The following is a 23,760-nucleotide window of genomic DNA, read 5'->3' on the forward strand; positions in this document are numbered from 1 at the left end:
TCCCTGCCATGGCCGCTGATGCGCTGGCCGGCCTGATCGCCGAGCTGCCCGAGGGAACGGTCGTCACCGATCCTGCGATCACCGAGGGATACCGGCAGGACCGCGCCCTGGACCCGACCGCCGGCAAGCCGATGGCCGTCGTGCGGCCGCGGCGGACCGAAGAAGTGCAGATTGTGCTGCGGTGGGCCACCGCGCACCAGATCCCGGTGGTGACCCGCGGCATGGGCACCGGGCTGTCCGGCGGCGCCACCGCCGTCGACGGCGGGATCGTGCTGACGACCGAGAAGATGCGCGACATCGTCGTCGACCCGGTGACTCGTACCGCGGTGTGCCAGCCCGGGCTGCTCAACGCGGAAGTGAAGAAGACGGCAGCGGAATACGGGCTCTGGTATCCGCCGGATCCGTCGTCCTACGAGATCTGCAGCATCGGGGGCAACATTGCGACCAACGCCGGTGGCTTGTGTTGCGTCAAGTACGGCGTCACCACCGACTACGTGCTCGGCATGCAGGTGGTGTTGGCTGACGGCACCGCGGTGCGACTCGGCGGAGCCCGGTTGAAGGACGTCGCCGGGCTCAGCCTGACCAAGTTGTTCGTCGGCAGTGAGGGCGCGCTGGGTGTGATCACCGAGGTGACACTGCGGCTGGTCCCGGCCCAGCAGCCGGTGAGCACGGTCGTGGCGAACTTCCCGACGCTGGAGTCGGCCGCGCAGGCGGTCCTGGGGGTGACCTCGCGACTGCGGCCGTCGATGCTGGAGTTCATGGATGCGGCGACCATCAACGCCGTCGAGGACAAGCTGCGGATGGGCTTGGACCGCGGGTCGGCCGCGATGCTGGTGGCCGCGTCCGACGAGCGCGGCCGGGCGGGCAGCGAGGACGCCGAGCTGATGGCCGCGACGTTCGCCGAATTCGGTGCCGGTGAAGTCTTTTCCACCGACGACCCCGACGAGGGTGAGGCGTTCGTCGCGGCCCGCCGGTTCGCGATTCCGGCGGTCGAGGAGAAGGGACCGCTGCTGCTCGAAGACGTCGGCGTGCCGGTGCCCGCGCTGGCAGACCTCGTCGGGGGAATCGCGCGGATCTCCGCCGAGCGCGAGGTGATGATCGCGGTGATCGCGCATGCCGGTGACGGCAACACCCACCCGCTGATCGTGTACAACCCCGACGACGTGGCGATGACGGAGCGAGCCCAGGTGGCTTACGGCGAAATCATGGACCTGGCTGTCGATTTGGGTGGCACGATCACCGGCGAGCACGGTGTCGGCCGGTTGAAGCGGCCGTGGCTGGACGGCTATCTCGGCCCCGAGGCGATGGCGCTGAACCGTCGCATCAAGGATGCGTTGGACCCGCAGGGGATTCTGAACCCCGGAGTGGGTGTGTGAGCGGAGCGGCTTCCGCGAAGGTGACCGTTGTCGATGTGCCCGCCTTGGAGCGACTTGGCGGGCTTTACTCGGCAACGTAACGCAGCATCACCGCAGTGTCGAAGCGCCTGGTCTCCGTCAACCGAAGTCGAAAACCGTCGTCGAGCGGCGGGAAAAGCGGTGTGCCGCCGCCGAGCACCACCGGCGCGACGAACAACTGGTATTCGTCGATCAGCCCGTGCGGCATCAGCGACGCCGCGAAGTTCGCTCCGCCGACTTCGATGACCCCGTCGCCTTCGGCCTTGAGCCTGCGGACCTCCTCGACGGCATTCGCACTGACCAGCCGGCTGTTCCACTGGACGTCGGTGAGGGTCCGGGAGAACACCACCTTCGGCTTCTGCGTCCACAGCCGGCCGAATTCGCGTTGGATGGGCGGCGCGTCCTCGGGCACGTGCGGCCAGTAATCCGCCATCAGCTCGTAGAGGCGCCGGCCGTGCAACGACATCTCGATGTCGCGGTAGCGATCGTTGTGGAATTGGTGCAGCTCCTCGTCCGGTGCCGCCCAATCGATGCCTCCCCCGCGGTCGTTGATGTAGCCGTCCAGGGACGCCGTGAACTCGTAAACCAGTTTCCTCACGACGGCATAGACCTCCTTTACGCCCGAAATTCAGCGGTGCCCGCTGGGTAGCATGCGATCAACGCCAGGAGCCGGACGAGCGCGTCGCTAGGAGGTCCTTCAATGGATTGGAACACCGTCAAAGACCGGGGGGCCAGGCTGATGAACGCGGCGCACCGCGTCATCCTCAGGACCACCGGAAATCGGTTGCTCGCCAAGCCGTTCGGGATGCCGCTCGTCGAACTCCACACCACCGGACGTAAATCGGGGCTCCCGCGCTCCTGCTACCTGACCGCGCCCATCCACGACGATCACCGCGTGGTGCTCGTCGCGTCCAAGGGCGGCGACGATCGCAATCCCGACTGGTATCAGAATCTGCAGGCCCACCCGGACGCCGAGGTCGTGATCGACGGCGAGCGGCGAAAGGTCACAGCTCGCACGGCCGACGCGGGCGAGAAAGCCGAGCTGTGGCCGAAAATCGTTGCGGCCTACAAGGGTTACGCCGGCTATCAACGGCGGACCACCCGTGACATCCCGGTGGTGATCTGCGAATTCCAGGGCTAGTCGACGGAGCCGCTACTCGCGGCTGCCGCCAGAGGAGTCCGCCGTGCCCAGGGTGTCGCGCAGCCGGTCCAGCGGGTCGCCTCCATCGCCCAGCGAATGCCCGGGAGCCGCGCCGCTGCCTTGGCTGGGCAGACGGTCCGGGTCGGCGTCGTTGAGGGCGCCCGAGCCCGTCCCGCCCCCGGCTGTGCCCGGCCCGAAGACCGGCGTGGGTCCCCCGCCGGACGGCGGAGGGGGCGGCGGTAAGGGAGCCTCGGGCGTGGGCGGCCCGGCCGGCGGGGGTGCCGGCACCGACGTGGGCGTCAACGCGGCCGAGGGGTCAGTGGGTTTCACGCTGGGTGGCGATCCCGCCGGCGGAGCCGGTGGCCGGTCCAACGACGCCAATTTGTCCTTGAGCCGCTGCGGTGTGGCGTCGCGGATTCGGCGCCGATCGGAGTTCGGGTCACCGTTGCCGGCAAAGCATTTGGCCGATGCGGGCGCGGCGGTGACGACCTCGAGCGCGCTGGTGTAGCGCTGACGCGCGCGGCCTTTGTCACCGTAGCGCGCTGCCAGGTCTCCGAGCGTCTCCCGGACCAGTTCGAGGTTGACCCGGGCGGCGCAGTCGTCGGGCGCAGACCCCGTCACCGCCGAGTTGAAGTCACGCTCGGCGTCGTCGAGCCGTCCTTCGAGCACCGCCAGATCTGCGCTGGCAAATGTAACCGTCTGTGGCTCAATGATGTTGAGCGCAGACAGCATTCTGATGTCGTTACGCAGGGCTTCGCTGTCGTGGCGGGCGAAGTCCTCGACAGCGCTGGAGCCAACCAGTTCCACCGAAATGAGCTTGGCGACCAGCACCAGCATCAGCAGCGCAGGCACTATCGAGAGCACGACCAGCCGGCGCCGCAGCCGCAGCCGGGTCGGCCCGGAGTGCCACCAGCGCGACGCGCGGGCCCCCGCCTGTCGGGCCCACGGCCGGGGATCGGCGCGCAGCATCATGTCTTCACATCCGATCCCGCCCGGCGGGCGCGCCGGTAGTCGCGAGCAGTCAAATAGATTTCGCCGGCCACCAGGATGGCGGCGAGCAGCGCGAACAGCCAATACAATTCGGTGCGCTCGACGGTCTCCGACGCGATCAGCGCCGCGGCATCGGGCGCGGGATCGGCTGTGACGGCCGGCACCACCGGTGAGATCGTCTGAGCTTTCTCGCGGTGGAAGTAGCCGACACCGAGCTCGCCGGCCAACGCTTTGAGCGTGTCCTCGCCGATGCTGTTGGTCAACGGAACCCCGGTCTTCTGGTCGGCCATGAAGAGCAGATTGCCGTCGACGAAGCCGCGCGGAATTGGACCGCCCTCAGGTGTTCCGTACCCCAGCACCGCGCCGCCGGCCACCAGATCACCCAGGGTGAAACCGGTTTGGGGGGCACGTGACCCGCTGGCCCCGCAGCCGAGATAGAACACCACATTCTTCGAGCCCTGGTGCTGATAGCGGGCCTGGGTCAGCGCCCGGCGCAGGGTATCGTTGGCGGCGCCGGCGTCGACCTGGTACATCGCGTCCTCGGGGACCTCGGTGTAGGACGACAGCCCTTGAATCAGTGGCTTGAGGCTCCACGTGTCTTCCGAAAGAGGCCACAGCTCACGGGATCTCGAGGCGAACTCGACCACCGAAAACCGCGCCCGGGGGAACTGATCGATCAGTGCCACCGCGTCGTCACGGATTCCGGCCATCCGCGAGGTGTGATCAGCGAAGTCCTCGACGCGGGTATCCACCGAGCGGTCGATCACGAAGAAGACATTGAGGTTGGCTGTCGACGCCCCCGGCGAGGTCGGCGGAGAGTTGCCCGGGTGCGGGTCGGCGGATCCCAGCTGCGGCCGGGCCGCGGCGACGACCAGCATGAGCACAGCGAGCGTCAGCCCGCTCCAGCGCAACACCACCGGTCGGTAACGACCCGGCCCGGTGCGCACCAGCACGCGGTACAGCGCAGTCATACGCACACCGATCAGCACCAGGGCGATGGCGACCAACAGCCACACCGGCAGAACGGGTTCGAATGTCATCGCCGCAACACCGCCAGCGACAGGCACAGCAGGGTCGCGGCAATCAGCGAAATGCTCACCGGCACAACAGGGTAGTCCCAGGACCGGCGAGTGATCATGGTGCCGTTCGGCAACACGGCGTCGGGTGGAGCGTTACGGATGCGGTCCAGCAAGGCCGTCAGCGTGGCGTCGGTACTGCCCGGATCGGCTCCGGTGCCGACGGGGTTGTACAGATTGAACCGGCCGCCGGTGGCGGCGACGATGGACGACAACGACTGGGAGGACTGAGTCGGTCCGCTGAGCACGTCGCTGCGTGCGATCGCGTTGATTTGAATCCCGGCCCGCGCGGCCATGTCTTTGACTTGCTGGGTGGAGTACAGCGACCGTCGGCGATCGTCGTCGGAGCGAATCTTGCTGTAGCCCATGTAGATCACGGAGCGACGGTGCCCCGACTTGTCCTCGAAACCCGGGAAGCCAGTCATGCACAACGCCAGAATGTCCTCTACCGAGCGCACATAGTCGGTGTATTTGGTGGAGCGAGAAAAGTTGGTGATGCCGTTGCTCAACTGGTCGACCTCGCCGGCGCTGAGCTTCTTTCCGGCATCGATGTCACGCTGAAGCGGCGACAGGTTTGCGAAGTCGGTGAACTGTTGCGCGGCCCAGTCGTAGTTGCGGGTCAGCGGAACGACCCGCAGAGTCGGAGAGGTCAACCCGATCCGCTGGGTCTGGAAGGATTTCATCTGCTGGGTGAAGTAGTTCAGCAGGCCCGCCGTCGCGGCGTCGGTCACCGGCTCTCCCACGCAGAGCATGATGTCTTCCGGGTGCAGCGCTTCGAAATTTCTTGTCGCCGAAGAGAAGCCAACCGGCCGGCCCGCGGTGGCGATCGCGGCCGCGAAGAGGATCACCAGTAGCACCGCAGTGACTACCAGCGCGAGGAATCGCGCCCGCGCCACCCGGGCGTACTCCGGAAGCGTGGTCAGCCGGCTGACGTGGGCCAGCGGACGCAGGACTCGAGCTACGGTGGGCAGCGGCACGATCATCGCCACCAACACGACCACCAGCAGCGCCAGGACGCCGCCGGCGGTCAGGGGCCACCATTTCAGGTCCACGAGCGGATCATCTCCTCAACGCTCGCGCCGAACCGCTCGACGTCGACGCGCGCGAGCGGCGTGAACCGGGCATCGTTGAGCGCTGCGATGAGCGGCGCCGCGGGCGCAAGCACGCCGCCGGCCAGGTCTGCGGTGTGCATGTACTGTGCGCGCTGCCCGGTGGCAAGGTTCAGGAAACTCCGCAGCGTGTGGCTGTAGCCCGCGCACGCCTGCACGGCGGTGATCGCTCCGGACCGGTACGTGGTTGTGGTCGCGGCGACCGATCGGGCAAAGCGGCGGGCCAGCAGCCGGCGGTGCAACGTCGACACCCCGCGCAAGGTCCGCAGCCGTGCCGGGGGCATCGTCCAGACGTACACGCCCACGTACCAGCCCGCTAGGACGGCGATTAGCGCCGCGGCGACAACCGTCCACCACACGGAGAACGGGCGCGGTCCAGAGATGTAGCGCAGCAGATCAGTTTGCATGACGGAAGCCTTCGGTCAGGCCGACCAGCTGCGTGCGCAGCTGGCTACTGGCACCGATGCGGGTGTAGCGGATCGCCCTTTCGGTCATGAATGTGTCCAGGCGAGCCAGGCGGGCCTGCTCTTGTCTCCGGTACGCGGCAATGACCCGCGGACCCAAAGTGGCGCCGTTGAGAACGAAAGCGCCGCTGTCGATGTCGAACCCGTCGGCCTCGGTGTCGGAGGATCCGACAGCGGCCATGTCGCTGACCATGGCCCACATCAGCTCGTGCCGACCGGAGAGCTGCTGCAGGGCGTCGGCGAGGCGATCGTCGATGTCGGGTTCGTCGGACACCACGATGATCAGCATGCGGCGTCGATAACCGTTAGCGGCGTAACGTAATTGGGTGACGATGTCACTGGAGCCCGGTGCATGGAGCGTGTGACCGTAGAATCGGTCGAGCAGCGATTCGATGTGTGTCTCGCCGCGGCGGTTACGGGTGTTGGCCGATCCGCGCGAATCGCCGTACACCAAACCGATTTCGTCAGATCGGCCCAGTGTGATCAACCCGATCGCGCCGATGATGTTGGCGGCGATGTCGCGTTTGAGTTCCCCGCTCGGAGCCAGCGCGTTCATGTTACGACCGGCGTCGGCGATCACCAGAATCTTGTGGTGCTTTTCCGAGACGAATCGTTTGATCAACACCGACCCAGAGCGGGCCGTCGCTTTCCAGTCGATGTCGCGGACGTCGTCACCGGGCACATACGGTCGCAGATCATCGAATTCCAAACTGCGCGTGTGCAAAAGGGCGTAACGGCCACCTTCGAGCAGTCCGCGGCTGTCGCTGCCGAAGTGCTGTTTGGCGCGGTTGAGGTGCTTGCCCATGCCGGCTAGGGGACGCGTACGCTTTGCAACACGGCGTCGATCACGGTTTCGGCGGTGATGTTGGACGCCGCGGCCTCGAAGCCGAGGATCAGCCGGTGCCGCAGCACCCGATGGGCCACCTTGGCGACGTCGTCCGGGATAACGTAGTTTCGGCCGCGAAGGATCGCGTGGGCACGGGCGGCCTTACAGAACGCGATCGTGGCCCGGGGACTGGCGCCATATTCCACGATGCGCGCCAGTTGCGGCGGCAGGTATTGCTGGGGGTTGCGCGTGACACCCACGAGTTGGCTGGCGTAATGCATCAGCGCCTGGTCCATGTGGACGGCGGCGACCAGCCGCTGGAGGTGACGGATGTCGTCGAGGGTCACGACGTGTCGGGCGGGGTGGCTCTTGTCGTAGACACCGGCATCGATGCGCGCCATCACCTCGACCTCTTCTTGCGGTGACGGGTAGCGCAGGATCTCTTTGAGCAGGAACCGGTCGGTCTGAGCTTCCGAGAGCGGATAGGTACCCTCCTGGTCGACCGGATTCTGGGTGGCGATCACCAAAAATGGTTCGGGTATCGGGTAATTGGTGCCGGCCACTGTCGTCTGGCGTTCTTCCATCGCTTCGAGCATCGCGCTCTGCGTCTTGGCGCTGCTTCGGTTGATCTCGTCGAGCAGGCAGATGTTGGTGTGCACCGGACCCAGTTGCGTGACAAAGGAATTCGTCGACGAGTCGTAGATCTGGGTGCCGATGATGTCACTGGGCAGCAGGTCCGGGGTACATTGAATGCGCTGGAACCCACCTGCCACGGCCTCGGCGATCACCCGGGCGGCGGTCGTTTTGGCAAGCCCTGGAACGCTTTCCAGCAGGATGTGTCCGCCGGTCAACAAGCCGATCAGCAACGTCTCACGCAGGTTGTCCTGACCCACTACCTTCTCGGCGAACACCTGAGACACCGCGCCCACGATGCGTTGAGCCGCCTGCATCTGTTGCGGGTCGGGTTGCTGCGCCCGGGTGATGGTCATGGGCACCTTTCTGTGATTGGCGGGAAAATATCGGCGGCAACTTATCGATAGCTCAGTGCCGGAGGCACTTTGGAAAGATCAGCGGTGCCGTTGAGGAATGGGTCGATGGTGCCGTCGCCGTTGCCGCCCGACTTGTACTGCACCGTGACCGGGACGGTGACCTCTCCGCTGAACATCGCGGTGAGGCGGAACTGGTCGAAGAAGGAGATTTTGACCTTACTCAGATCGGCTTTGCCCCAGTGGGCAGATCCCTCCACGTACTTGTAGTCGTCGAGACCGGCCAGCGGGCACGGCGGCGGCGGCTTGAGCGCGCTCGACCTCTCACATGCCGCGAATGCGGTGCCGAGCGCATCGATGACGGCCTTGTTGCCGGCGTCGTTGAGGCTGTACGTGGCCTGCACCCACGGCGTGTAGGAGTTCAACGTATCCAACAGGAGGGGTTGGGATTTCACGTCGAGGTAGGGGCTGCTGCTGCCGATGTCGACGTAACCGGGAAAGACGTAGGTGGTCTGACCGCTGATGGGCTTGCCGAACAGCGTCAAGGTCTTGTCGGCGCCGTTGATCGACGAGCCGGGGTCGGGTCGCAACTTAATTGCTGCGGACTCCAGATACCACCGTTTGTTGGTGCGCTTGGTCCGCACGGTGGCGTCGGAGACCTTGTCGCCGAAGGTGGCTGCGACATGCACCTGCCCCATGCCGATCCCGGCGGCGCCAGAGTCGTCGTTCAAAATCCGCACGTTGCTGATCGGCCACTTGGCGATCTGCTTCTTCAAGACGTCGTTGGTCAGGAAGTCCTTTGACGCGGGTTGGTCGTCGCTGTAGGACAGCGCGGCCTCGGCATCGCCGCGGGCCAGAGCGGCCAGATAGCCCTTGACCGCGTCGGCCGCTGACCCCGCGCCGCCCCCAGAGTTGCCACCCGCCAAGGTGATCACCAGCACGACGATGACCACCACGAGTACCGCCGCGCCGGCGCCCAGCGTGATCAGCAGCGGCTTGCGGTTGCGCCGCGGCGTGGGGCCGAAGGAGCCAGGTGGGCCGGGCGGGAAGCCCGGCGGCGGTCCCGGTACGCCCGGTTGCTGCGGCCACGATGGTGCACCGTGTTGTGGTGCTGACCACCGCTCGGGTGGCGGTGCGGCCGGCCACGGTGGCGGCCCCGACTGGGGGTTGGGCGGTGGTTGTGGCGAACCGCCGGGGCCGACCGGATTCGGGCCGCCGTATCCGCCGCCCCCAGACCACTCAGTCACTGCAACCTCTTTCAGTAATCCCGGCGACGCCGCGTTCGGTCGACGTAATTATCGGGCGTCGTGGCCGGCCTCGATCACACAATTTCGTCACGCGTGCACCTTGTCGGCGATGCCGTCGACAATGGCCTGACCCTGCTCGGTGATGTCGTTGCCACATACCCAGGCGTCGATGACGACGTTGCCTAACGCCCGCATCGCATGCTGGCACACATAGCCGTCCCCGGCTTCTTCGCTGTTGCGGACCACGATGTCGGGTCCGGTCTCGGCGGGAACTCCCACTGACCAGGTGTGGGGCTTATGGCCCTCGACCTGGAAACGCACGCGTTGACGCGCGCAGCGCTGCCACAGCACCATCGACCGATCCAGGAAGCGGTAGGCCTGCTGGGCGGTCGTGAACACGACGACACCCTGGTCGGTGTCGTGCTCGGGCTCGTCGCCGGGTTCGGACACTTTGCGCCCCGCCACCGCGACGTACCCGCTACCGCGGTACGTGACGTCCAAGGTGTTCCATAACGCCCCTGCACACGCACGATCGCCCAGCGTGTAGGTGGCGTCGCGTTCCTCGGCCATCTTGGCGTAGGTCTCGTACGTCGTCAGACCCCCCGGTTTTCCGATGATGGCGCTGACCTGCTCGTCACTGAGCAACAGCGACTCCGGGTGCGATGCCGAAACCTGCGGTCCGGCCGGGCCCGACGGCAACACCGAGTGACCGGACACGGCCACCGCACATCCGCTGACGTTGACGGCTGCCAGCGCCATGGCACCGATCAGCCGGGCGGTCGGAAGGCTCATCCCGGTACCTTCGCCGCGATCGCCGACGCCACCGCCCCGGCCTGGGTGCGCAACCCGGGACCGCACGCACGGATGTCGACGGCAACGTTGTTGTGCACGGTCAGGGCGTGTTCGCACGCCAACGACGGCTCCACCTCGTCTCGAGACGCCATCGTCAGCATGCCGGACGTGTCGTTGGCGTCTTCGAGGGTGTACTGCAGATCGGTGCGGGGATTGTCCTTGTCCAGATTGCGTTCGTCGACGTGGCGTCCATTGCACGTCTTCCAACTCGCCGCCTGCTTGGCGTAGAAGCCAGTGGCGTCTTCCGGGAGCGGAAACGCCACCACCGCTTCGTAGACCACCTGGTTCCACTCGTTACCGGGTTTGCGGATGCTGCGTCCGCGAACTCCCATCCATCCGCTGCCCTCGTAGGCCGGTTGCCACGTCGACGACCAGGCGCCGGCGCAGTCGCCGCCGGGTGTGTTGAACCCGAACATTCGCGACCACTCGTCGACCACCTCCATGTCGGTGGCGCCCACGAAAGAGTTGACCTCGGCCGCGTCCAGCAGCAGCCCGGGAAGCTCGCGCACGAGCACGGGCGCCGCGAAGGGCATGGGCGTGAACTTGGCCCCGGCGCTGCTCGACGCCCGGCCGCTATCCCCGGTGGAAGCGCACCCGGCCAACACCGCGACGGCGACAGCCAGCACGACGAACCTGCGACCGCCTCTCAGGCGCACGGCAGTCGCTATGGTCCTGGACACGGACTCAGAGTCTGGCAAGCGTCACGCGCGCCGTCCACTCACCCGGGCGGCGCCAGGCCGACAGCACCCGTTCGCCAGGAGCGAAACGGGGTTATGGTTCCGTTTAATCGCCGCTAGGTTCGAACAGGTGACGATCAAACTTGGTTATCAGATCCCGAACTTCTCCTACGGCACCGGCGTTGAGCAACTTTTCCCGACAGTTATCGAGCAGGCGCGAGAAGCCGAAGCAGCGGGCTTCGACTCCGTGTTCGTGATGGACCACTTCTACCAATTGCCCGGTCTTGGCGAACCGACCGAACCGATGCTGGAGGCCTACACCGCGCTTGGCGCGCTTGCGACGGCCACCGAGTCGGTCCAACTCGGCACGCTGGTCACCGGCAACACGTACCGGAACCCCACCCTTTTGGCCAAGGCGATCACCACGCTTGACGTCATCAGCCAGGGTCGCGCGATTCTGGGTATCGGGGCGGGTTGGTTCGAGCTGGAGCACGACTCGCTGGGCTTCGAATTCGGTACGTTCACCGACCGGTTCAACAAGCTCAACGAAGCGCTCGAGATCATCCTGCCAATGATCAGAGGTGAGCGCGTCACCGTCGACGGCGCGTACTACAAGACTAAGGACGCGTTCGCCAATCCGCGCTTGCGTGACCACATTCCGCTGAAGATCGGTGGCAGCGGGGAGAAAAAGACGATCCCGTTGGCGGTCAAGCACTTCGACCACCTCAACATCATCGCGCCATTCGACCAGCTCGCCGGCAAGGTGAAGGTCGTGCAGGAGCGTTGCCAGGAGGCGGGGCGCGATCCGGCGACGCTGGAAACCAGCACACTGATCAGTGTGCTCCCCGATCCCAACGTCACCATTGACTCGCTGCCCGAGGAGTTCCGGCAACGCGCCGCGGTCGGCACACCCGAATCCATTGCCGACCAAATCAAGACCAGGGTCCTGGACGCCGGTGTCGGCGGGGTCATTTTCAACATGCCTGCCTACACGCCGGGTTCGATCGCGGCCGTCGGCAAAGCGCTCCAACAGGTTCTGTAGGCGACGCGTTACCCGGGCAGCGTGAACGCTGTTCGGCCGGCTATCGACGCCATGTGGGAGGTCAGCGCGCGTTCAGGGATCAGGGCGGTCGCATAGCTGGCTGCCATGCTGAGGGCGGCGGGCCGCACATTAACCAGGGTTCCGATCGTCGCCGACTCGCGGACAAGCCGCGAGACCCGGCGGCGGCGGTATGCGGTGAAATGCGCAAAGGCGGTTGACAAATCGGGTGTCTGGTTCGCGAACGCGGCAAGCAATGCCGCGTCCTCGATCGCTTGGCAACCCCCTTGTCCGAGATGCGGCCGCATGGGGTGGGCGGCGTCGCCGACAAGCACGACCGGTCCCTGTGACCAGTGTCGAGCAGGCTGGCGGTCGTAGAGATCGTCACGCAACACGTCAGCCTCTGCGGTCGCAGCCAGAAGGCTCGGCATGGGCTCGGTCCAGCGGCTCAGCATGCGCTGGAGGTACCGCAGCTCCCCCTCGGCTGCGCGCTGGCCCTCGCGTGCGCGTTGCGTGGCGAACCAGTAGGTCAAACCGTCTCCCATTGGCACGTGGCCAGTTTCAATCCCCGGGCCCAATGTCTGGCCGGCCAGCTGTGGGTCCAAGCCATACCGGGCGATCCCCCGCCAGCTGGTGTAGCCGACGTAACGGTTGGTCAGCGGACCGTTGAGTTGGCGTGCGATCAGCGAGTGCGTTCCGTCGGCACCGACTACTGCGTCGGCGTCGCGAACCCCGTAGTCCGATAGGCGCACCTGCACCCCGTCAGCACTGCTGGTGACACCGACGGCCGTGATGCCGTCTTCGATGGTTCCTGTGGGTAAGGCGGCGGTGAGGATGTCGCGCAGCAGAGGCCGCCGGATCACCACGAGCGGTTCGCCGAGTGCGTGGACGAACCGCTCACCCGTTGGGCGCCGCAGCCAGGTGCCATTGCGCCAGCGCACAGCGCCGGCGGTGACGCGCCCGCCGGCCGCGCGGACCGAATCGCCGAGACCGAACTGGTCGAGGGCGGCTAAAGCGTTGGGCCAGATGCTGATTCCTGCGCCCGCAGAGGTGTCGGCGCGCTTTTCCAGGACGGTGACGTCATAGCCGCACCGGTGCAGTCCGATCGCTGTGGCCAGACCGGCGATTCCAGCGCCGGCGATGACGACTCGTTCACTCACGTCTGTGAACCTAACTCGCCGTCATGGCCGTCGATACGTCATCCTGTGTCCCGTGCTGTGGTGCAATCGCATCATGGGAAGAATCCGACGGATCGTGTCCGTATCCGCCCCCACGGCCCCTCGCAGCGATTGCGGCTGGCTTCTTGCCGGATACCTCGGTGCCGCAGGCTTTTTCGTCCAGGAGGTGTTGTTCCGGCAGCGCGGCGCGGCCTCCAGTCTTGACGCCTCTCATGACGACAGGGGAACTACGAGAACGTTGCTCGTATCATCCGGACTCGCCTGCGGCCTGCCGTTGATACTGCGCCGACTCCCGCTGCCGCTCATGCCTCGGGCAGCAGCCGCCACGGGCCTGATCATGCAGGCGTGCGGATTCGTACTGCGAGTGTGGTCCATGCGGACGCTGGGTGACTTCTACACGCGCACTTTGCGTACAGCGCAGCACCAGCACCTCGTCGAGACCGGCCCGTACCGATTGATTCGACACCGCGGATACGCCGGCGCCCTGTCGGTGTGGACCGGCTTGGCCCTTGCCTCTCGGAGCGCACCGGCGGTCGTCCTGGTCGCCGCGCTGATGGGACGTGCGTATCGGCGACGTATCACCGCCGAAGAAGAGTTGCTAAGGCGAGCACTACCCGATTACAGCGACTACAGTCACCGAACCCGCAAACTCGTCCCATACGTCTGGTGACGAATCGAAATACATCAACAACATTCACGCACCTGCCGTGCCCAATCCGGTTTGGCAAGGTCTCGACCTAGTAGGACTACACCAGGCAGGGAATGCTGCGCTGCCAGGCGGAAGCGCGAACGGGGGCAACCTTGAGACGATGGTGGCCTCGTTGGCGGCGCAGCCGGGAACGGTGACTATGAGGGACTAGAGAAGGGCTGCCGATGACGACGACTGCCCGTCAGGTAGTCCTTCCCTCCGGTGAGACATTCGCCGCGCTGGGCCAGGGCACCTGGCACTTCGCCGAGCATCCCGCAGGACGCGCAGACGAGATCGCCGCGATCCGGCTGGGGCTCGATCTCGGGATGACTACGGTCGACACCGCCGAGATGTACGGCGACGGCGCGTCAGAGACGCTCGTTGGCGAGGCGATCTCCGGGCGTCGCGACGAGGTCTTCCTCGTCGACAAGGTGCTGCCAAACCACGCGACCCGGGCCGGTACCGGACGAGCCTGCAGAGCCAGCCTTGCTCGCCTCAACACCGACCACATCGATCTCTACCTGCTGCATTGGCGGGGAAACGTCCCGCTCGCCGAAACCGTCGAGGGCTTCGAGGATTTGGTGAAGGAGGGACTGATTCGCTACTGGGGCGTGAGCAATCTCGACCTTGACGACATGGGCGAATTGACCGGTTCGCCGGGCGGCGACCAGGTACAGGCAAACCAGATTCTCTACAACTTGACGCGTCGCGGCCCGGAGTATGACCTCATCCCTTGGCTGTCCGAACGCGGTATACCGATGATGGCTTATTCCCCCATCGAGCAGGGTCGCCTACTCGGACATCCAGCGCTGGACGAGGTCGCGCGGCGCCACTCCGCCACCTCGGCGCAAATTGCGCTGGCCTGGGTGCTACGCCACGACGGTGTCAGCGCCATCCCACGCGCGAGCACGTCTGCGCACGTTCGGGAGAACGCCGCCGCAGTGCAGATCAATCTCGGCCCCGAAGACCTCAGCGTGCTCGACCGCGCCTTCCCGCCGCCTACCGGGCCGCGTCGGCTCGAAACGCTCTGACGATCCGGCTAGTTCATCTGGCGGCGTTGTCCGGGCGCGCTGCGGTGCAATCGCACCATGGGAAGAATCCGACGGATCAAATCGGTATCCGCCTACACGGCGTCTCGCAATAATTACGGCTGGCTCCTTGCCGGATACCTCTGTGCCGCAGGCTTTTTGGTCCAGGAAGTGTTTGCTCCGCTAGCGCGGCGCGGCCTCTATTTCGATGCTGCTCAACAGGTTTAGCCTGTAAGCGGCAGCGGTTAGCCGTCGTTCGTCAGTTGAGGGGCGGGGGTGTAATAGGTATCGCCGCCTATGCATCGGTGGTCGTCAGCGCATCGCATTTCGATGTGTACGAGTTCGTCGCAGTCGCGGTGTCGGAAAACGACCGGGCCGCCGGCGTCGTCGGCTTCCCACCGGTCTCCCCATTGCATCAGCGCAACGACGGCGAAAAACAGGTCGTATCCCTTCTCGGTGAGAAGGTATTGGCGGCGTTCACGCTGGCCGACTTCGCGGTAGGGCTCCTGGCGAAGCACGCCATGCTCGACGAGGGTAGCGAGCCGATCGCTGAGAACCGCTCGAGAGCACTCCACTTTAGCGAGGAATTCTTCGAAACGGCTTGCGCCGTAAAGAGCTTCGCGGATCACAAGCAGCGTCCACTTCTCCCCGACCACGTCGAGGGCGCGCTTGATGGAACAGTTCCGTACGCGCAGTTCCTCAAACGACACCGCCGACGCACGGTCCTTACTCGCGCGACGGGTGCTCACGAGGGCCGACTGTACCAGGGTTTGACATTCGAACTCAGGCTCCTTACGTTGAGTCTGAAAGTCAGACTCAGGGAAAGGCCGACGGGTGAGCAGTGTCGATCAGGACGGGCTCGTTGTTGTCGTGGGGGCGGCGGGCCGCCACGGTGGTACCGGGGGGCAGGTCGCGAAGCGGGCGTTGGCGGCGGGCCGTCAGGTCCGTGCGCTGGTGCGCAGCGACGACGAACGCGCGCAACGTCTTCGCCGGCAGGGCGTAGAGACGGTTGTCGGAGATTTGCTTGACCTTCGAACCTTGTATCCCGCACTGGAGGGGGCGGACGCCGTCTATGTCGCTTATCCGGCCGCGCCTGGTCTGCCGGCAGCCTTGCTCAACGTTGCTTCGGTGCTCAAGGATATGCGCGCGACCTCACGCGTGATCGTGATGTCAATGGGCGCCGCGGACCGCAACAGCCCCAGCGGCATCGCTCGCGCACACGCAGAGGCTGAAGAATTGCTCATCGAGCTCGGCACAAATGTCACCGTCGTGCGTAGCAGCGCGTTCTTCTACGAGAACATTCTGCGGCTGCATGCCGGATCGATCAACCTGATGAACGTGCTGCTCAACAATTTTGGCGACAGCCGGCCGGCGTGGATCGCCGGCCGAGACATCGGGGACTATTGCGCCTCAGTGCTGCTCGACCCGGACCGCTACGCCACAGATCCCATCATCTACCCGCCGGGGCACGAATTGCTCGCGCATAGCGAGATCGCCGACATCATCAGCGAGGAAGTCGGACGTCCGATCAGCTACCGCTACATCTCTACCGCCGAGTGGGCCGGGCAGATGAACGGTCTGGTCCCCGAGGCGACCGTCGAGCACCTGACCAAGATGGGCGAGATGTGTGAGAACGGGACCACGTTGTTGCGCACCGACGTCAACCCGGCCGCGCTGCAGGCCGCCAGCGGCGGACGTGCGCCACAGACGTTCCGTGACTTCGTCCACCAGCACAGTGCCGAATTCGGCGCCATCACGGCCACTGCGTAGCCGACACGTTCGAAAGGTAGTGGGGAACGGTGCTGATGGACTCTGGGCGACCGCGGTGCGGTCTCTCTTGGCGGAAGCGGCCGAAAAGTCGCCTGCTCCACTGGCTTATCGTAGCAACGGTATGCCTGCTGATAGTCGGTTGCGCGAATTCGACACCAGTTCGTCACGACGGACAGACCGGACTTGCGACACCAACGCCGCCCGGGGCGAGCCGCGACATCGCCGCGCGCCAAGCGGATGCCGTCTTCAACGATTACCGGTTCCGCAACGGAGAACCGCTGTCGCAGTTGCGGATTCATTATTCGGTGCTCGGCCAGCCGCACCGCAACCAGCAAGGCGTTACCGACAACGCGATCCTGCTGCTGCATTGGACCAACGCCAGCGGACAGGCGTTGCTAGCCCCAGAATTCCGCGATGCGTTGTTCGCGCCGGGAGCACCGTTTGATGCCACCCGGTTTTTTGTGATCATTCCCGACGACGTCGGCCATGGTCAGTCCAGCAAGCCCAGCGACGGGCTTCGCGCTGGTTTCCCGCACTACGGCTATGCCGATGTGGTGGACCTGCAACACAAGCTGGTCACCGAGACCCTCGGCATCAGCCACCTGCGCGCGGCTGTCGGTCTGTCGATGGGCTGCATGAATGCCTGGCAGTGGGCCGAAACCTATACCGACACAGTGGATGCCGTCATGCCGATCGCGTGCTTTCCCGCCCCAGTCAGCGGCCGCAACCTGCTCTGGAGGCGGATGGCCGTTAATGCCATCAAATCCGACCCGGCGTGGGCTGCCGGCAATTACCAGCAGCCACCACCCTCGGCAGCGTTTGCCTTGCAAATCACCCGCATGATGATCGACGGCGTGGCACATCTGCAAGACGAGATACCTGATCCCGGCAAGGCGGATGCGTTCCTGCGCGCGACCGACCAACAAGCCGCGCACGTCGACGCCAACGATCTGCTCTATTCGCTGGAGTCCTCAAGCGATTTCAACGCCGAACCGGCCCTGGGCAACATCACCACCAAGGTGTTCGCCGTCAACTTCGCCGACGACGAGTTCTACCGCGACAGCCTGGCGGTGCTGCAACACGACCTCCCCAAAGTTAAAAACGCGCGGCTCGAGATCCGCCCGGTGTCGGAAGGCTCGGCCGGCCACTTCACCATGACCCATCCCCGGCTGTGGCGCGACCAGGCAGCGGCCTTCATGGCGTGGTCCACGCCGCACTGATCACCACCCGTCACGTTGTGCCCGCCGACCACCACAGTCGTGACCGGCAACGGATCTGCGCCCGACGACGATGTCGGCGCGGTCACTGGACGGGCTCCGATCAGTGCACCGAATTCACCGACGACACCGCCGACGCGTGGAAATAGCTGCACCGCAATGGGAGACAAGAGAGGCGCCAGTGATGAGCTCTATCACAAACCTGGGCGATTTCGCCGCCCTGGATCCGTTCTTCCGCATCATCGAGCACGGACTACAGGGTCTGGTCGAGCCCGGGCACTTTTTCGATTTGATGGCCGAGGACGTCGTAATCGAATATGTGGTCACGGTGCCCGGATATCCGGCCCGGGTAGAGGGCCGTCAAGCGCTAGCCGAACTCTACCGCCCCTACGGGACCGCGATGCAACTGGAGCGCTGCTTCGATCTCGCCGTCTACCACGACCCGGCCAAGAACGTTGCCATTGTCGAGTACGCCTGCGAAGGCCACACCGTCAACGGGAACCATCCCTACGCCAACCGGTTCATCTCCGTGATCACCCTGCGGAACCGAAAAATTGTGTACTGGCGTGATTACCTCAACCCCGTCGCGGTGTTCAATGCACTCGGCTGGCCCGCGTCCTGAGCGCGTAGAAAGCAACACGCGAGCGCCTAGCTGGGTTCTTCGCTTCGCCTAGATGTGCGGGCGTGATCACGACGGCAGTGCCGCTCATGTTGGTGTGGACGGATTCGGTGCGGATGACCTCACGCGGTGTTGGCGTGGCGGCGTCCTTCCGATGCAGGGCTGGGTGAGATGCTTTGGTGGTAGGTCCTTCCGCGACTGAGTCCCACCGGCCAGCCAAACCAGCGGTAGCGCGCCAGCCCGGTAAGGAAAAGGTCGGCAACGCGCGAGGAGATCGCTTCGGTGACGAGCAGCAACGTGACGATCCTCGGGATAACGACGCGGCGCTTGCCGCGGCGAACAGCAGTGACCACAGCGCGGGATACCTCGTCGACCGTGAGCGGAGTCAAGTAGCGAAATGCCGGCGGCATCTCGGCCTCGTCGACGTCCTCGAGCAGGGTGGTAGCGGTCAGCGCCGGATAGATCACCGACACGTTGATCTTCGTGCCGGCCAACTCCTGGCGAAGCGCGTCGGAGAATCCCGACATCGCGTGCATCACCAGTCCGTAGGAGCCAAAGCGAGCGATGGCCTTGCGGCCCATGACCGACGACATGTTGACCACCGTGCCCGAGCCCTGCCGACGCAGAATGGGCAGCACCTGCTGGGTCAGGCTGATCGCACCAAACAGGCTCGCCTGCATGGTTTGTCGCGCGTCTTCAGCGAATGAGAGTGACTCGACAGGGCCGACTCTGGCGATCCCGGCATTATTGACCAGGACATCGATCCTGCCGAATCGGTCCATCGTTCTATTCACCAGCGCCTCGACCTGCTCAGTGGACGTCACGTCGGTCGGCACCGCCAACGCATCGCCGCCCAGCAGGTGGATCTGCTGCGCGAGCTGTTCGAGCGGTCCGGCCGACCGCGCAACCAGGACCACCGCAGCACCCCGCCTGGCGAACTCCAAGGCGATGCCCTTGCCGAGTCCCCTGGAGGCGCCGGTAATCAGCACGACCTTATCGGCGAAGTCGCGTTTCATATTGTTCTCCTTTGGTGTAAATACAACATTTGGATGGTCGGGTTTTCCACTCCGTCCAGGAGTGGTCGTCAATCGGTCGGCAGGTCCCCCACTGCGCTGGCCAGCTCCTTGACCGCGTTCACTCCGTGCGTCCCAAGCAGGGCAGCCGCCTGCTTTTGAGCTCGCCGCCAGACGGGCGTGACGGCGTGAATTTTCTTGCGGCCCAAAAAGCTCAGCTCGATCTCCCGGATACCCTTGGCATCTGAAGACACCGCGGCCACCCACCCCTGTTTGAGCAGCGGACTCAGATTGCGGCTGACCGTGGAGCGATCGAGCATCAGCAGCTCGCCCAACCGTGCCGGCGAGCACGGACCGACCTTGCCCAGCGCCGCCAGGAGGTTGAGCTGGGCGATGCTCAGGCCGTGGCCTTCCAAAGCGCGGTCATAAAGACCAGTCATCGCCCGACCGAGAAGCCGAGTGCGGAACGCGACGCAGTCGCCGACGATCTCCTCCACCGGGGAAACACTCATGACGACATTGTTGCATATACACCAATATCTGGCTAGTGCGCTTGCGTCCACTGGTGAGTCACCGCGTCGAGGTGGCGTAGTGAGCCGTCGCGGGGCTGGGTCGGTAGTTCGACCAAGAGCTCGTCGATTCCCAGTTCGTAGTAACGCTGCAGTTCCGTGGTGTCGGGGATCGAGCCAATGTGCTGGACGATCACCCGCGTATCGGCGGCGAGGTTGCGCAACTGTGTCAATGGCTCTGAAAGATGCTGCGCGCCGGTGGAGTTCGGCAACCATCCGGCGCCGAGCTTCGCTATCCGCCCGAAGGCGGCAGTGCCGCCACCGAGGTAGATCGGTGGATGCGGTGTGGTCACTGGTTTCGGCCAGCTGTAGATGGGGTCGAAATCGACGTATTCACCGTGATATTCGGCCTCGTCGTGGGTCCAGATCTCGACGATAGCTGCGAGTTTCTCGTCGAATACCCGCCCGCGTGAGCGTGGGTCGACGCCGTGGTTGGCTATCTCTTCGCGCAGCCATCCCACACCGGCGCCGAAGAGCAGCCGGCCATCGGAGACCATGTCGAGAGATGCGAGCTGTTTGGCAAGCAGGATTGGGTCGTGCTGGGCAACCAGGGTGATGCCGGTCCCGATACCCAGCGATGTCGTTGCAGTGGCGGCGGCGGTCAGCGCCACCAGCTGGTCCACCGTTCGGTAGTACTGCGCAGGGATGGGCCCACCCATCCGGTACGGCGTTGTGACGTGCACCGGCATGTGCATGTGTTCGGTGGTGAAAAGTGATGCAAAGCCCCTTGTTTCAAGCTCGACGGCCAGTTCGGCGGGCCGGATACCGGTGTCGTTGAAAAACGTGAATATGCCTAGTCGCATCGTGCGGCTCTCCTGGTTGTCGCGACCGACGATGTCAGCGCGGTCTTGTCCAACACAACGATCAGACGCTTGCTATTTCATCCGACCGGATTGGCCGAGTGGCGATGTGGTCGCCGCGTGCCGGACCGGCAGCCAGCACGCGGCCAGCGGAACGGTGGTGAGCATCCCGAGCGCGATGACCGAGGCGAGGTGGTGGTGTTCGGCGCGCATGGTGGCCGCCATGATCAGCATCATGGTGAAGTGTGCTGTGTTGGCGACCAGGTTGTAGTCAAGAAAAAGCCGATTCATCAGCGGCGCGCGCGCCGCGGCGAATAGGAACAGCGCCCACACGATGTAAACGGTGCTGAACATCACGGCCACCGGCCCGCCGCCTGCTCCCCAGATGAAGATGCCGGCAAGTCTCGGCGGCAACGCAGCGATGTGATGCGTCGTTTCGAGGAGGAAGTCGGGCACAAAGAACACGAGGTACTCGAGCGCGGTCAGGCGCATTACGAGCGGTAGCAGCGCGTACGCGCGACCGCAGCTAGCTGGTTCACCAGTTCGTGCAGACATCTGGTCTTCTGGCGTTCCGTCCGACCGGGCCCGGTGCTGGTCCGCTGTCACGAGGCAACGTGGGCGGGCTCAACGGTCTCGTCTGCGGTGACGGTCTGCTCGGCCCTGGCGGGAAGCAGCCATGCCACGATGACGGCTGCACCGATGGCGATTCCAGCGCAGACCAGTGTCGCAACGCGATAGCCGTCGAGGAACGCGGCGTTCACCGCCGCCCGTACCTCGGGGATGAGCGCAGCAGGGACGTGGCCGATGATGCTGTGTGCCACCGCCATCGAGCGGCCGGCCGCGGAGTGCAGCTCAGCCGGCAGCCGGGCCAGGCTGGTCGCCGAGGCGATCCGGGCACTGTAGATGGAGGCGAAGACGCTACCGGCGATGGCCACGCCCAGGGTGCCGCCGAATTCGCGGGTGGTGTCGTTGACCGCCGAGCCTATGCTGGCTTTCTCGGCGGACAGCGAACCCATGATGGCCTCGGTGGCCGGGGCAATCGTTAGGCCTAAACCGCCGCCGAGCAGCAGCATTTGCATGGCCATTTCGGGGTAATTGGTTGCGGCGCTGACGGTCGACGACCATGCCAGGCCGGCAGCGAAGACGGCGAGTCCGCCGGCGGCCATCGCTGTGGTGCCGATGCGCTCGACGAGGCGGGGTCCGATGATGCTGGCCCCAGCGATTGAAATAGCGACCGGCAACAAGCGGGCTCCGCTTTGAAAAGCACTGTATTCCTTGACGAATTGGAAGTATTGGGTGATCACGAAGATAAAGCCGAACAACGTGAGAAAGCTTGCCGTCACAGCCAGGCTGCCCCCCGAGAAGCGGCGGTTGGCGAATACTGAGACATCAAGCATGGGATGGGCGCTCCGCCGCTCCCAGAGCCCGAAGCCCGCCAAAATGGCTGCGGCGAGGCCGAATCCGAGGACAGTCCGGGTGTTCGTCCACCCCCATGTCGGGGCTTGGATCACGGTATAGACCAGCGTGGTGATGCCCGCTGCGGACAGCAGCAATCCAGGAATGTCGACGCGTGGGGCATTCGGGTCCCGCGAAGGCGGCACAAACAAGATCCCGCCCACAATGGCCAACAGCGCGATCGGAATGTTCACCATGAAAATCGAGCCGCGCCAGAAATGCTCCAGCAGCCATCCCCCGCTGATCGGTCCGACCGCCACGCCAACTCCCACCATGGCCGCCCACAACCCGATCGCCTTGGCCCGTGACACCGGATCGGTGAAGATGTTGGTGATCAAACCCAATGTGGTCGGAAAGATCACCGCGGCACCGACACCCATTGCGGCGCGCGCGGCGATCAGCTGATCTGCCGAATTAGTTTGCGCGGCAATCGCGGACGTCAGCGCGAACAGTGCGAGTCCGGCGTTGAGCCAACCCAGTCGGCCAAAGCGGTCACTCAGGCTGCCCACCGACAACAGCAACCCGGCCATCACCAGGGTGTAGGCATCGACGATCCACTGCAGCTGCGCGGTATCGGCGTGCAACTGATTCGACAGCGTGGGTAGGGCGACGTTGACGATGGTGGCATCGACGTTGATCACGAAGACGCTCAGGCAAATCACCGCCAACGCGGCGACAGGGTGATCACGGAAGACGGGGCGACGTGTACTCATGAGACAAAATAATAAAGTAGAGAAACTTGAATATCAACTTGTAGGAGGTTGGTCATTGCGAGGTCGCCCGGAAGCCCGTCTCGCGGCGGTTGGGCGGATCGACGCGGACATATTCTTCGAACCACCTCGCACCGTCGCACCGGCTCGCGGCGGTGAACAGAGCCAGCAGTGCCGCCGCATCGGACTGGCTGGCGTGGGCGCCGAGTGCAGCCAGCTTCACGTTCCAGTAATTGGTGATGTCGACGGCGGTGGTGATTTGGGCGTCGTCGATCGCCATCGATTCCGGCGGCAACCAGGCCTCCGGACCCAGCTCGGCGCGCGCCTGGGTTGCCAGTGAGGCTAACCGGCTGCGGGACAACGCAATGTAGTACAACTGCGGAACAGCGGCCGGCGCTTCGTCGCCGGCGACACCTGCGATGGCAAGCGCTGAGTGCACCAGGTCATGAGTGCGGATGTGATCGGGGTGGCCCGATAATCCGTTGGGCGGGTAGGTAATGAGAACGTCAGGACGGTAGGCACGCAGCACCTCCGCGAGCCTTAACGCCATCGGCGCGAGCGGGCGACGGCTGAATGCCTCGGTCGATAACGGCGGATCGTCCTCGCCTGCCACCCCTGAATCGGGGTAGCCCAGCGTGACCAGATCGCAGATACCTAAAATACTTGCGGCGGTGGCGAGTTCGCCTAAGCGCTGGGCGGCGACCTGGCGCGGGCGGTGACCGAGTTGCCCCGGCTTGACTCCGTCACCGCCGTCCCCCTGGCTACCGTCGGTACACGTCACCAAGACCGTGCGCCAGCCAGCTGCGGCGTAACACGCCAACGTGCCACCCGTTTGGCTGGACTCGTCATCGGGATGGGCATGCACCACCATCAGTACCGGCGCGCGCGACGCTGCTGGGTAGTCGTTCACCG

The 23,760-nt window shown here is 64.9% G+C and carries 26 protein-coding genes; 8 read left to right on the forward strand and 18 right to left on the reverse strand.

The window, feature by feature from the left end; all coding sequences use genetic code 11:
- The first annotated feature begins 8 nt into the window (after nucleotides 1-8).
- Nucleotides 9-1,376 (forward strand): FAD-binding oxidoreductase, encoded by a 1,368-nt coding sequence (locus MKK62_RS01250; protein WP_240262777.1) that lies wholly within the window; start codon nucleotides 9-11, stop codon nucleotides 1,374-1,376.
- 64 nt (nucleotides 1,377-1,440) lie between these two features.
- Here MKK62_RS01250 and MKK62_RS01255 read toward each other — a convergent pair whose 3' ends face one another.
- Nucleotides 1,441-1,992 (reverse strand): dihydrofolate reductase family protein, encoded by a 552-nt coding sequence (locus tag MKK62_RS01255; RefSeq protein ID WP_240262776.1) that lies wholly within the window; start codon nucleotides 1,990-1,992, stop codon nucleotides 1,441-1,443.
- Nucleotides 1,993-2,094: 102 nt separating this feature from the next.
- Here MKK62_RS01255 and MKK62_RS01260 point away from each other — a divergent pair, with 102 nt between their 5' ends.
- Nucleotides 2,095-2,535 carry a nitroreductase family deazaflavin-dependent oxidoreductase gene (locus MKK62_RS01260; protein WP_240262775.1) on the forward strand — a complete coding sequence of 147 codons (441 nt, stop codon included), beginning with the start codon at nucleotides 2,095-2,097 and terminating at the stop codon, nucleotides 2,533-2,535.
- Between the two features lie 12 nt (nucleotides 2,536-2,547).
- On the opposite strand, the gene MKK62_RS01265 is transcribed toward MKK62_RS01260, so the two are convergent.
- The 9 genes from MKK62_RS01265 to MKK62_RS01305 all read right to left on the reverse strand — a co-directional run bounded on the left by MKK62_RS01265 (nucleotide 2,548) and on the right by MKK62_RS01305 (nucleotide 10,765).
- Nucleotides 2,548-3,507, reverse strand: coding sequence for a hypothetical protein (locus tag MKK62_RS01265; RefSeq protein WP_240262774.1), 960 nt, complete (start codon nucleotides 3,505-3,507; stop codon nucleotides 2,548-2,550).
- Nucleotides 3,504-4,565: a vWA domain-containing protein gene (locus MKK62_RS01270; protein ID WP_240262773.1), complete on the reverse strand. Its 1,062-nt coding sequence runs from the start codon at nucleotides 4,563-4,565 to the stop codon at nucleotides 3,504-3,506. Before MKK62_RS01270 ends, MKK62_RS01265 begins: the two co-directional genes overlap by 4 nt.
- Nucleotides 4,562-5,653: a vWA domain-containing protein gene (locus tag MKK62_RS01275; protein WP_240262772.1), complete on the reverse strand. Its 1,092-nt coding sequence runs from the start codon at nucleotides 5,651-5,653 to the stop codon at nucleotides 4,562-4,564. The genes MKK62_RS01270 and MKK62_RS01275 overlap by 4 nt, the downstream gene beginning before the upstream one ends.
- Entirely contained in the window at nucleotides 5,644-6,117 is a 474-nt protein-coding gene (locus MKK62_RS01280; RefSeq protein WP_240262771.1) for a hypothetical protein, read from the reverse strand. Before MKK62_RS01280 ends, MKK62_RS01275 begins: the two co-directional genes overlap by 10 nt.
- Nucleotides 6,107-6,979, reverse strand: a complete 873-nt coding sequence (locus MKK62_RS01285) for a DUF58 domain-containing protein (protein ID WP_240262770.1) — start codon at nucleotides 6,977-6,979, stop codon at nucleotides 6,107-6,109. Before MKK62_RS01285 ends, MKK62_RS01280 begins: the two co-directional genes overlap by 11 nt.
- Before the next feature lie 5 nt (nucleotides 6,980-6,984).
- Nucleotides 6,985-7,989, reverse strand: a complete 1,005-nt coding sequence (locus MKK62_RS01290) for an AAA family ATPase (RefSeq protein WP_240262769.1) — start codon at nucleotides 7,987-7,989, stop codon at nucleotides 6,985-6,987.
- Between the two features lie 41 nt (nucleotides 7,990-8,030).
- On the reverse strand, nucleotides 8,031-9,233 hold the full coding sequence (locus MKK62_RS01295) for a hypothetical protein (RefSeq protein ID WP_240262768.1): 1,203 nt from the start codon (nucleotides 9,231-9,233) through the stop codon (nucleotides 8,031-8,033).
- 87 nt (nucleotides 9,234-9,320) lie between these two features.
- The gene (locus tag MKK62_RS01300; RefSeq protein WP_240262767.1) at nucleotides 9,321-10,025 is read right to left on the reverse strand and encodes a sensor domain-containing protein; all 705 of its coding nucleotides are present in this window, start codon (nucleotides 10,023-10,025) and stop codon (nucleotides 9,321-9,323) included.
- Nucleotides 10,022-10,765 carry a sensor domain-containing protein gene (locus MKK62_RS01305; RefSeq protein WP_260060462.1) on the reverse strand — a complete coding sequence of 248 codons (744 nt, stop codon included), beginning with the start codon at nucleotides 10,763-10,765 and terminating at the stop codon, nucleotides 10,022-10,024. Before MKK62_RS01305 ends, MKK62_RS01300 begins: the two co-directional genes overlap by 4 nt.
- 127 nt (nucleotides 10,766-10,892) lie before the next feature.
- Here MKK62_RS01305 and MKK62_RS01310 point away from each other — a divergent pair, with 127 nt between their 5' ends.
- On the forward strand, nucleotides 10,893-11,804 hold the full coding sequence (locus MKK62_RS01310; RefSeq protein ID WP_240262765.1) for an LLM class F420-dependent oxidoreductase: 912 nt from the start codon (nucleotides 10,893-10,895) through the stop codon (nucleotides 11,802-11,804).
- Between the two features lie 8 nt (nucleotides 11,805-11,812).
- Here MKK62_RS01310 and MKK62_RS01315 read toward each other — a convergent pair whose 3' ends face one another.
- The gene (locus MKK62_RS01315; protein ID WP_240262764.1) at nucleotides 11,813-12,961 is read right to left on the reverse strand and encodes an FAD-dependent monooxygenase; all 1,149 of its coding nucleotides are present in this window, start codon (nucleotides 12,959-12,961) and stop codon (nucleotides 11,813-11,815) included.
- Nucleotides 12,962-13,283: 322 nt separating this feature from the next.
- Between MKK62_RS01315 and MKK62_RS01320 the strand changes: the two genes are divergently transcribed.
- Both MKK62_RS01320 and MKK62_RS01325 read left to right on the forward strand, forming a co-directional pair.
- Complete coding sequence (locus MKK62_RS01320) at nucleotides 13,284-13,649, forward strand: methyltransferase family protein (protein ID WP_240262763.1); 366 nt, start codon at nucleotides 13,284-13,286, stop codon at nucleotides 13,647-13,649.
- A 203-nt stretch (nucleotides 13,650-13,852) separates the two neighbouring features.
- Nucleotides 13,853-14,698, forward strand: a complete 846-nt coding sequence (locus MKK62_RS01325) for an aldo/keto reductase (RefSeq protein ID WP_240262762.1) — start codon at nucleotides 13,853-13,855, stop codon at nucleotides 14,696-14,698.
- Nucleotides 14,699-14,940: 242 nt separating this feature from the next.
- Here MKK62_RS01325 and MKK62_RS01330 read toward each other — a convergent pair whose 3' ends face one another.
- Nucleotides 14,941-15,444, reverse strand: coding sequence for a winged helix-turn-helix transcriptional regulator (locus MKK62_RS01330; RefSeq protein ID WP_240262761.1), 504 nt, complete (start codon nucleotides 15,442-15,444; stop codon nucleotides 14,941-14,943).
- An 85-nt stretch (nucleotides 15,445-15,529) separates the two neighbouring features.
- On the opposite strand from MKK62_RS01330, the gene MKK62_RS01335 reads away from it, so the two are divergent.
- The 3 genes from MKK62_RS01335 (at nucleotide 15,530) to MKK62_RS01345 (ending at nucleotide 18,304) form a co-directional block, all read left to right on the forward strand.
- Nucleotides 15,530-16,465, forward strand: coding sequence for an NmrA family NAD(P)-binding protein (locus MKK62_RS01335; RefSeq protein ID WP_240262760.1), 936 nt, complete (start codon nucleotides 15,530-15,532; stop codon nucleotides 16,463-16,465).
- A gap of 35 nt (nucleotides 16,466-16,500) precedes the next feature.
- Entirely contained in the window at nucleotides 16,501-17,685 is a 1,185-nt protein-coding gene (locus tag MKK62_RS01340) for an alpha/beta fold hydrolase (RefSeq protein ID WP_240263881.1), read from the forward strand.
- A gap of 181 nt (nucleotides 17,686-17,866) precedes the next feature.
- Nucleotides 17,867-18,304, forward strand: a complete 438-nt coding sequence (locus MKK62_RS01345; protein WP_240262759.1) for a nuclear transport factor 2 family protein — start codon at nucleotides 17,867-17,869, stop codon at nucleotides 18,302-18,304.
- 119 nt (nucleotides 18,305-18,423) lie between these two features.
- Here the strand turns inward: MKK62_RS01345 and MKK62_RS01350 are convergent, their stop codons facing one another.
- The 6 genes from MKK62_RS01350 to MKK62_RS01375 all read right to left on the reverse strand — a co-directional run bounded on the left by MKK62_RS01350 (nucleotide 18,424) and on the right by MKK62_RS01375 (nucleotide 23,758).
- On the reverse strand, nucleotides 18,424-19,317 hold the full coding sequence (locus MKK62_RS01350) for an SDR family NAD(P)-dependent oxidoreductase (RefSeq protein WP_240262758.1): 894 nt from the start codon (nucleotides 19,315-19,317) through the stop codon (nucleotides 18,424-18,426).
- Nucleotides 19,318-19,385: 68 nt separating this feature from the next.
- Entirely contained in the window at nucleotides 19,386-19,811 is a 426-nt protein-coding gene (locus MKK62_RS01355) for a MarR family winged helix-turn-helix transcriptional regulator (protein WP_240262757.1), read from the reverse strand.
- A 47-nt stretch (nucleotides 19,812-19,858) separates the two neighbouring features.
- A complete protein-coding gene (locus tag MKK62_RS01360; RefSeq protein ID WP_240262756.1) occupies nucleotides 19,859-20,686 on the reverse strand; it encodes an LLM class F420-dependent oxidoreductase in 828 nt (275 codons plus the stop codon).
- 72 nt (nucleotides 20,687-20,758) lie between these two features.
- Nucleotides 20,759-21,238 (reverse strand): hypothetical protein, encoded by a 480-nt coding sequence (locus tag MKK62_RS01365; RefSeq protein WP_240262755.1) that lies wholly within the window; start codon nucleotides 21,236-21,238, stop codon nucleotides 20,759-20,761.
- A 47-nt stretch (nucleotides 21,239-21,285) separates the two neighbouring features.
- Nucleotides 21,286-22,851, reverse strand: a complete 1,566-nt coding sequence (locus tag MKK62_RS01370; RefSeq protein WP_240262754.1) for a DHA2 family efflux MFS transporter permease subunit — start codon at nucleotides 22,849-22,851, stop codon at nucleotides 21,286-21,288.
- A 52-nt stretch (nucleotides 22,852-22,903) separates the two neighbouring features.
- Complete coding sequence (locus MKK62_RS01375; RefSeq protein ID WP_240262753.1) at nucleotides 22,904-23,758, reverse strand: PIG-L deacetylase family protein; 855 nt, start codon at nucleotides 23,756-23,758, stop codon at nucleotides 22,904-22,906.
- Nucleotides 23,759-23,760 lie beyond the last annotated feature (2 nt).

Origin of the sequence: Mycobacterium paraterrae (genome assembly GCF_022430545.2) — a bacterium.
Classification (GTDB): domain Bacteria; phylum Actinomycetota; class Actinomycetes; order Mycobacteriales; family Mycobacteriaceae; genus Mycobacterium; species Mycobacterium paraterrae.

Coding starts and splice junctions, on each gene's coding strand:
- MKK62_RS01250 (WP_240262777.1), top strand. CDS start 9: ATGGCCGCTGATGCGCTGGCCGGCCTGATCGCCGAGCTGCCCGAGGGA.
- MKK62_RS01260 (WP_240262775.1), top strand. CDS start 2,095: ATGGATTGGAACACCGTCAAAGACCGGGGGGCCAGGCTGATGAACGCG.
- MKK62_RS01265 (WP_240262774.1), bottom strand. CDS start 3,507: ATGATGCTGCGCGCCGATCCCCGGCCGTGGGCCCGACAGGCGGGGGCC.
- MKK62_RS01270 (WP_240262773.1), bottom strand. CDS start 4,565: ATGACATTCGAACCCGTTCTGCCGGTGTGGCTGTTGGTCGCCATCGCC.
- MKK62_RS01280 (WP_240262771.1), bottom strand. CDS start 6,117: ATGCAAACTGATCTGCTGCGCTACATCTCTGGACCGCGCCCGTTCTCC.
- MKK62_RS01285 (WP_240262770.1), bottom strand. CDS start 6,979: ATGGGCAAGCACCTCAACCGCGCCAAACAGCACTTCGGCAGCGACAGC.
- MKK62_RS01290 (WP_240262769.1), bottom strand. CDS start 7,989: ATGACCATCACCCGGGCGCAGCAACCCGACCCGCAACAGATGCAGGCG.
- MKK62_RS01300 (WP_240262767.1), bottom strand. CDS start 10,025: ATGAGCCTTCCGACCGCCCGGCTGATCGGTGCCATGGCGCTGGCAGCC.
- MKK62_RS01320 (WP_240262763.1), top strand. CDS start 13,284: ATGCCTCGGGCAGCAGCCGCCACGGGCCTGATCATGCAGGCGTGCGGA.
- MKK62_RS01325 (WP_240262762.1), top strand. CDS start 13,853: ATGACGACGACTGCCCGTCAGGTAGTCCTTCCCTCCGGTGAGACATTC.
- MKK62_RS01340 (WP_240263881.1), top strand. CDS start 16,501: ATGGACTCTGGGCGACCGCGGTGCGGTCTCTCTTGGCGGAAGCGGCCG.
- MKK62_RS01345 (WP_240262759.1), top strand. CDS start 17,867: ATGAGCTCTATCACAAACCTGGGCGATTTCGCCGCCCTGGATCCGTTC.
- MKK62_RS01350 (WP_240262758.1), bottom strand. CDS start 19,317: ATGAAACGCGACTTCGCCGATAAGGTCGTGCTGATTACCGGCGCCTCC.
- MKK62_RS01360 (WP_240262756.1), bottom strand. CDS start 20,686: ATGCGACTAGGCATATTCACGTTTTTCAACGACACCGGTATCCGGCCC.
- MKK62_RS01365 (WP_240262755.1), bottom strand. CDS start 21,238: ATGTCTGCACGAACTGGTGAACCAGCTAGCTGCGGTCGCGCGTACGCG.
- MKK62_RS01370 (WP_240262754.1), bottom strand. CDS start 22,851: ATGAGTACACGTCGCCCCGTCTTCCGTGATCACCCTGTCGCCGCGTTG.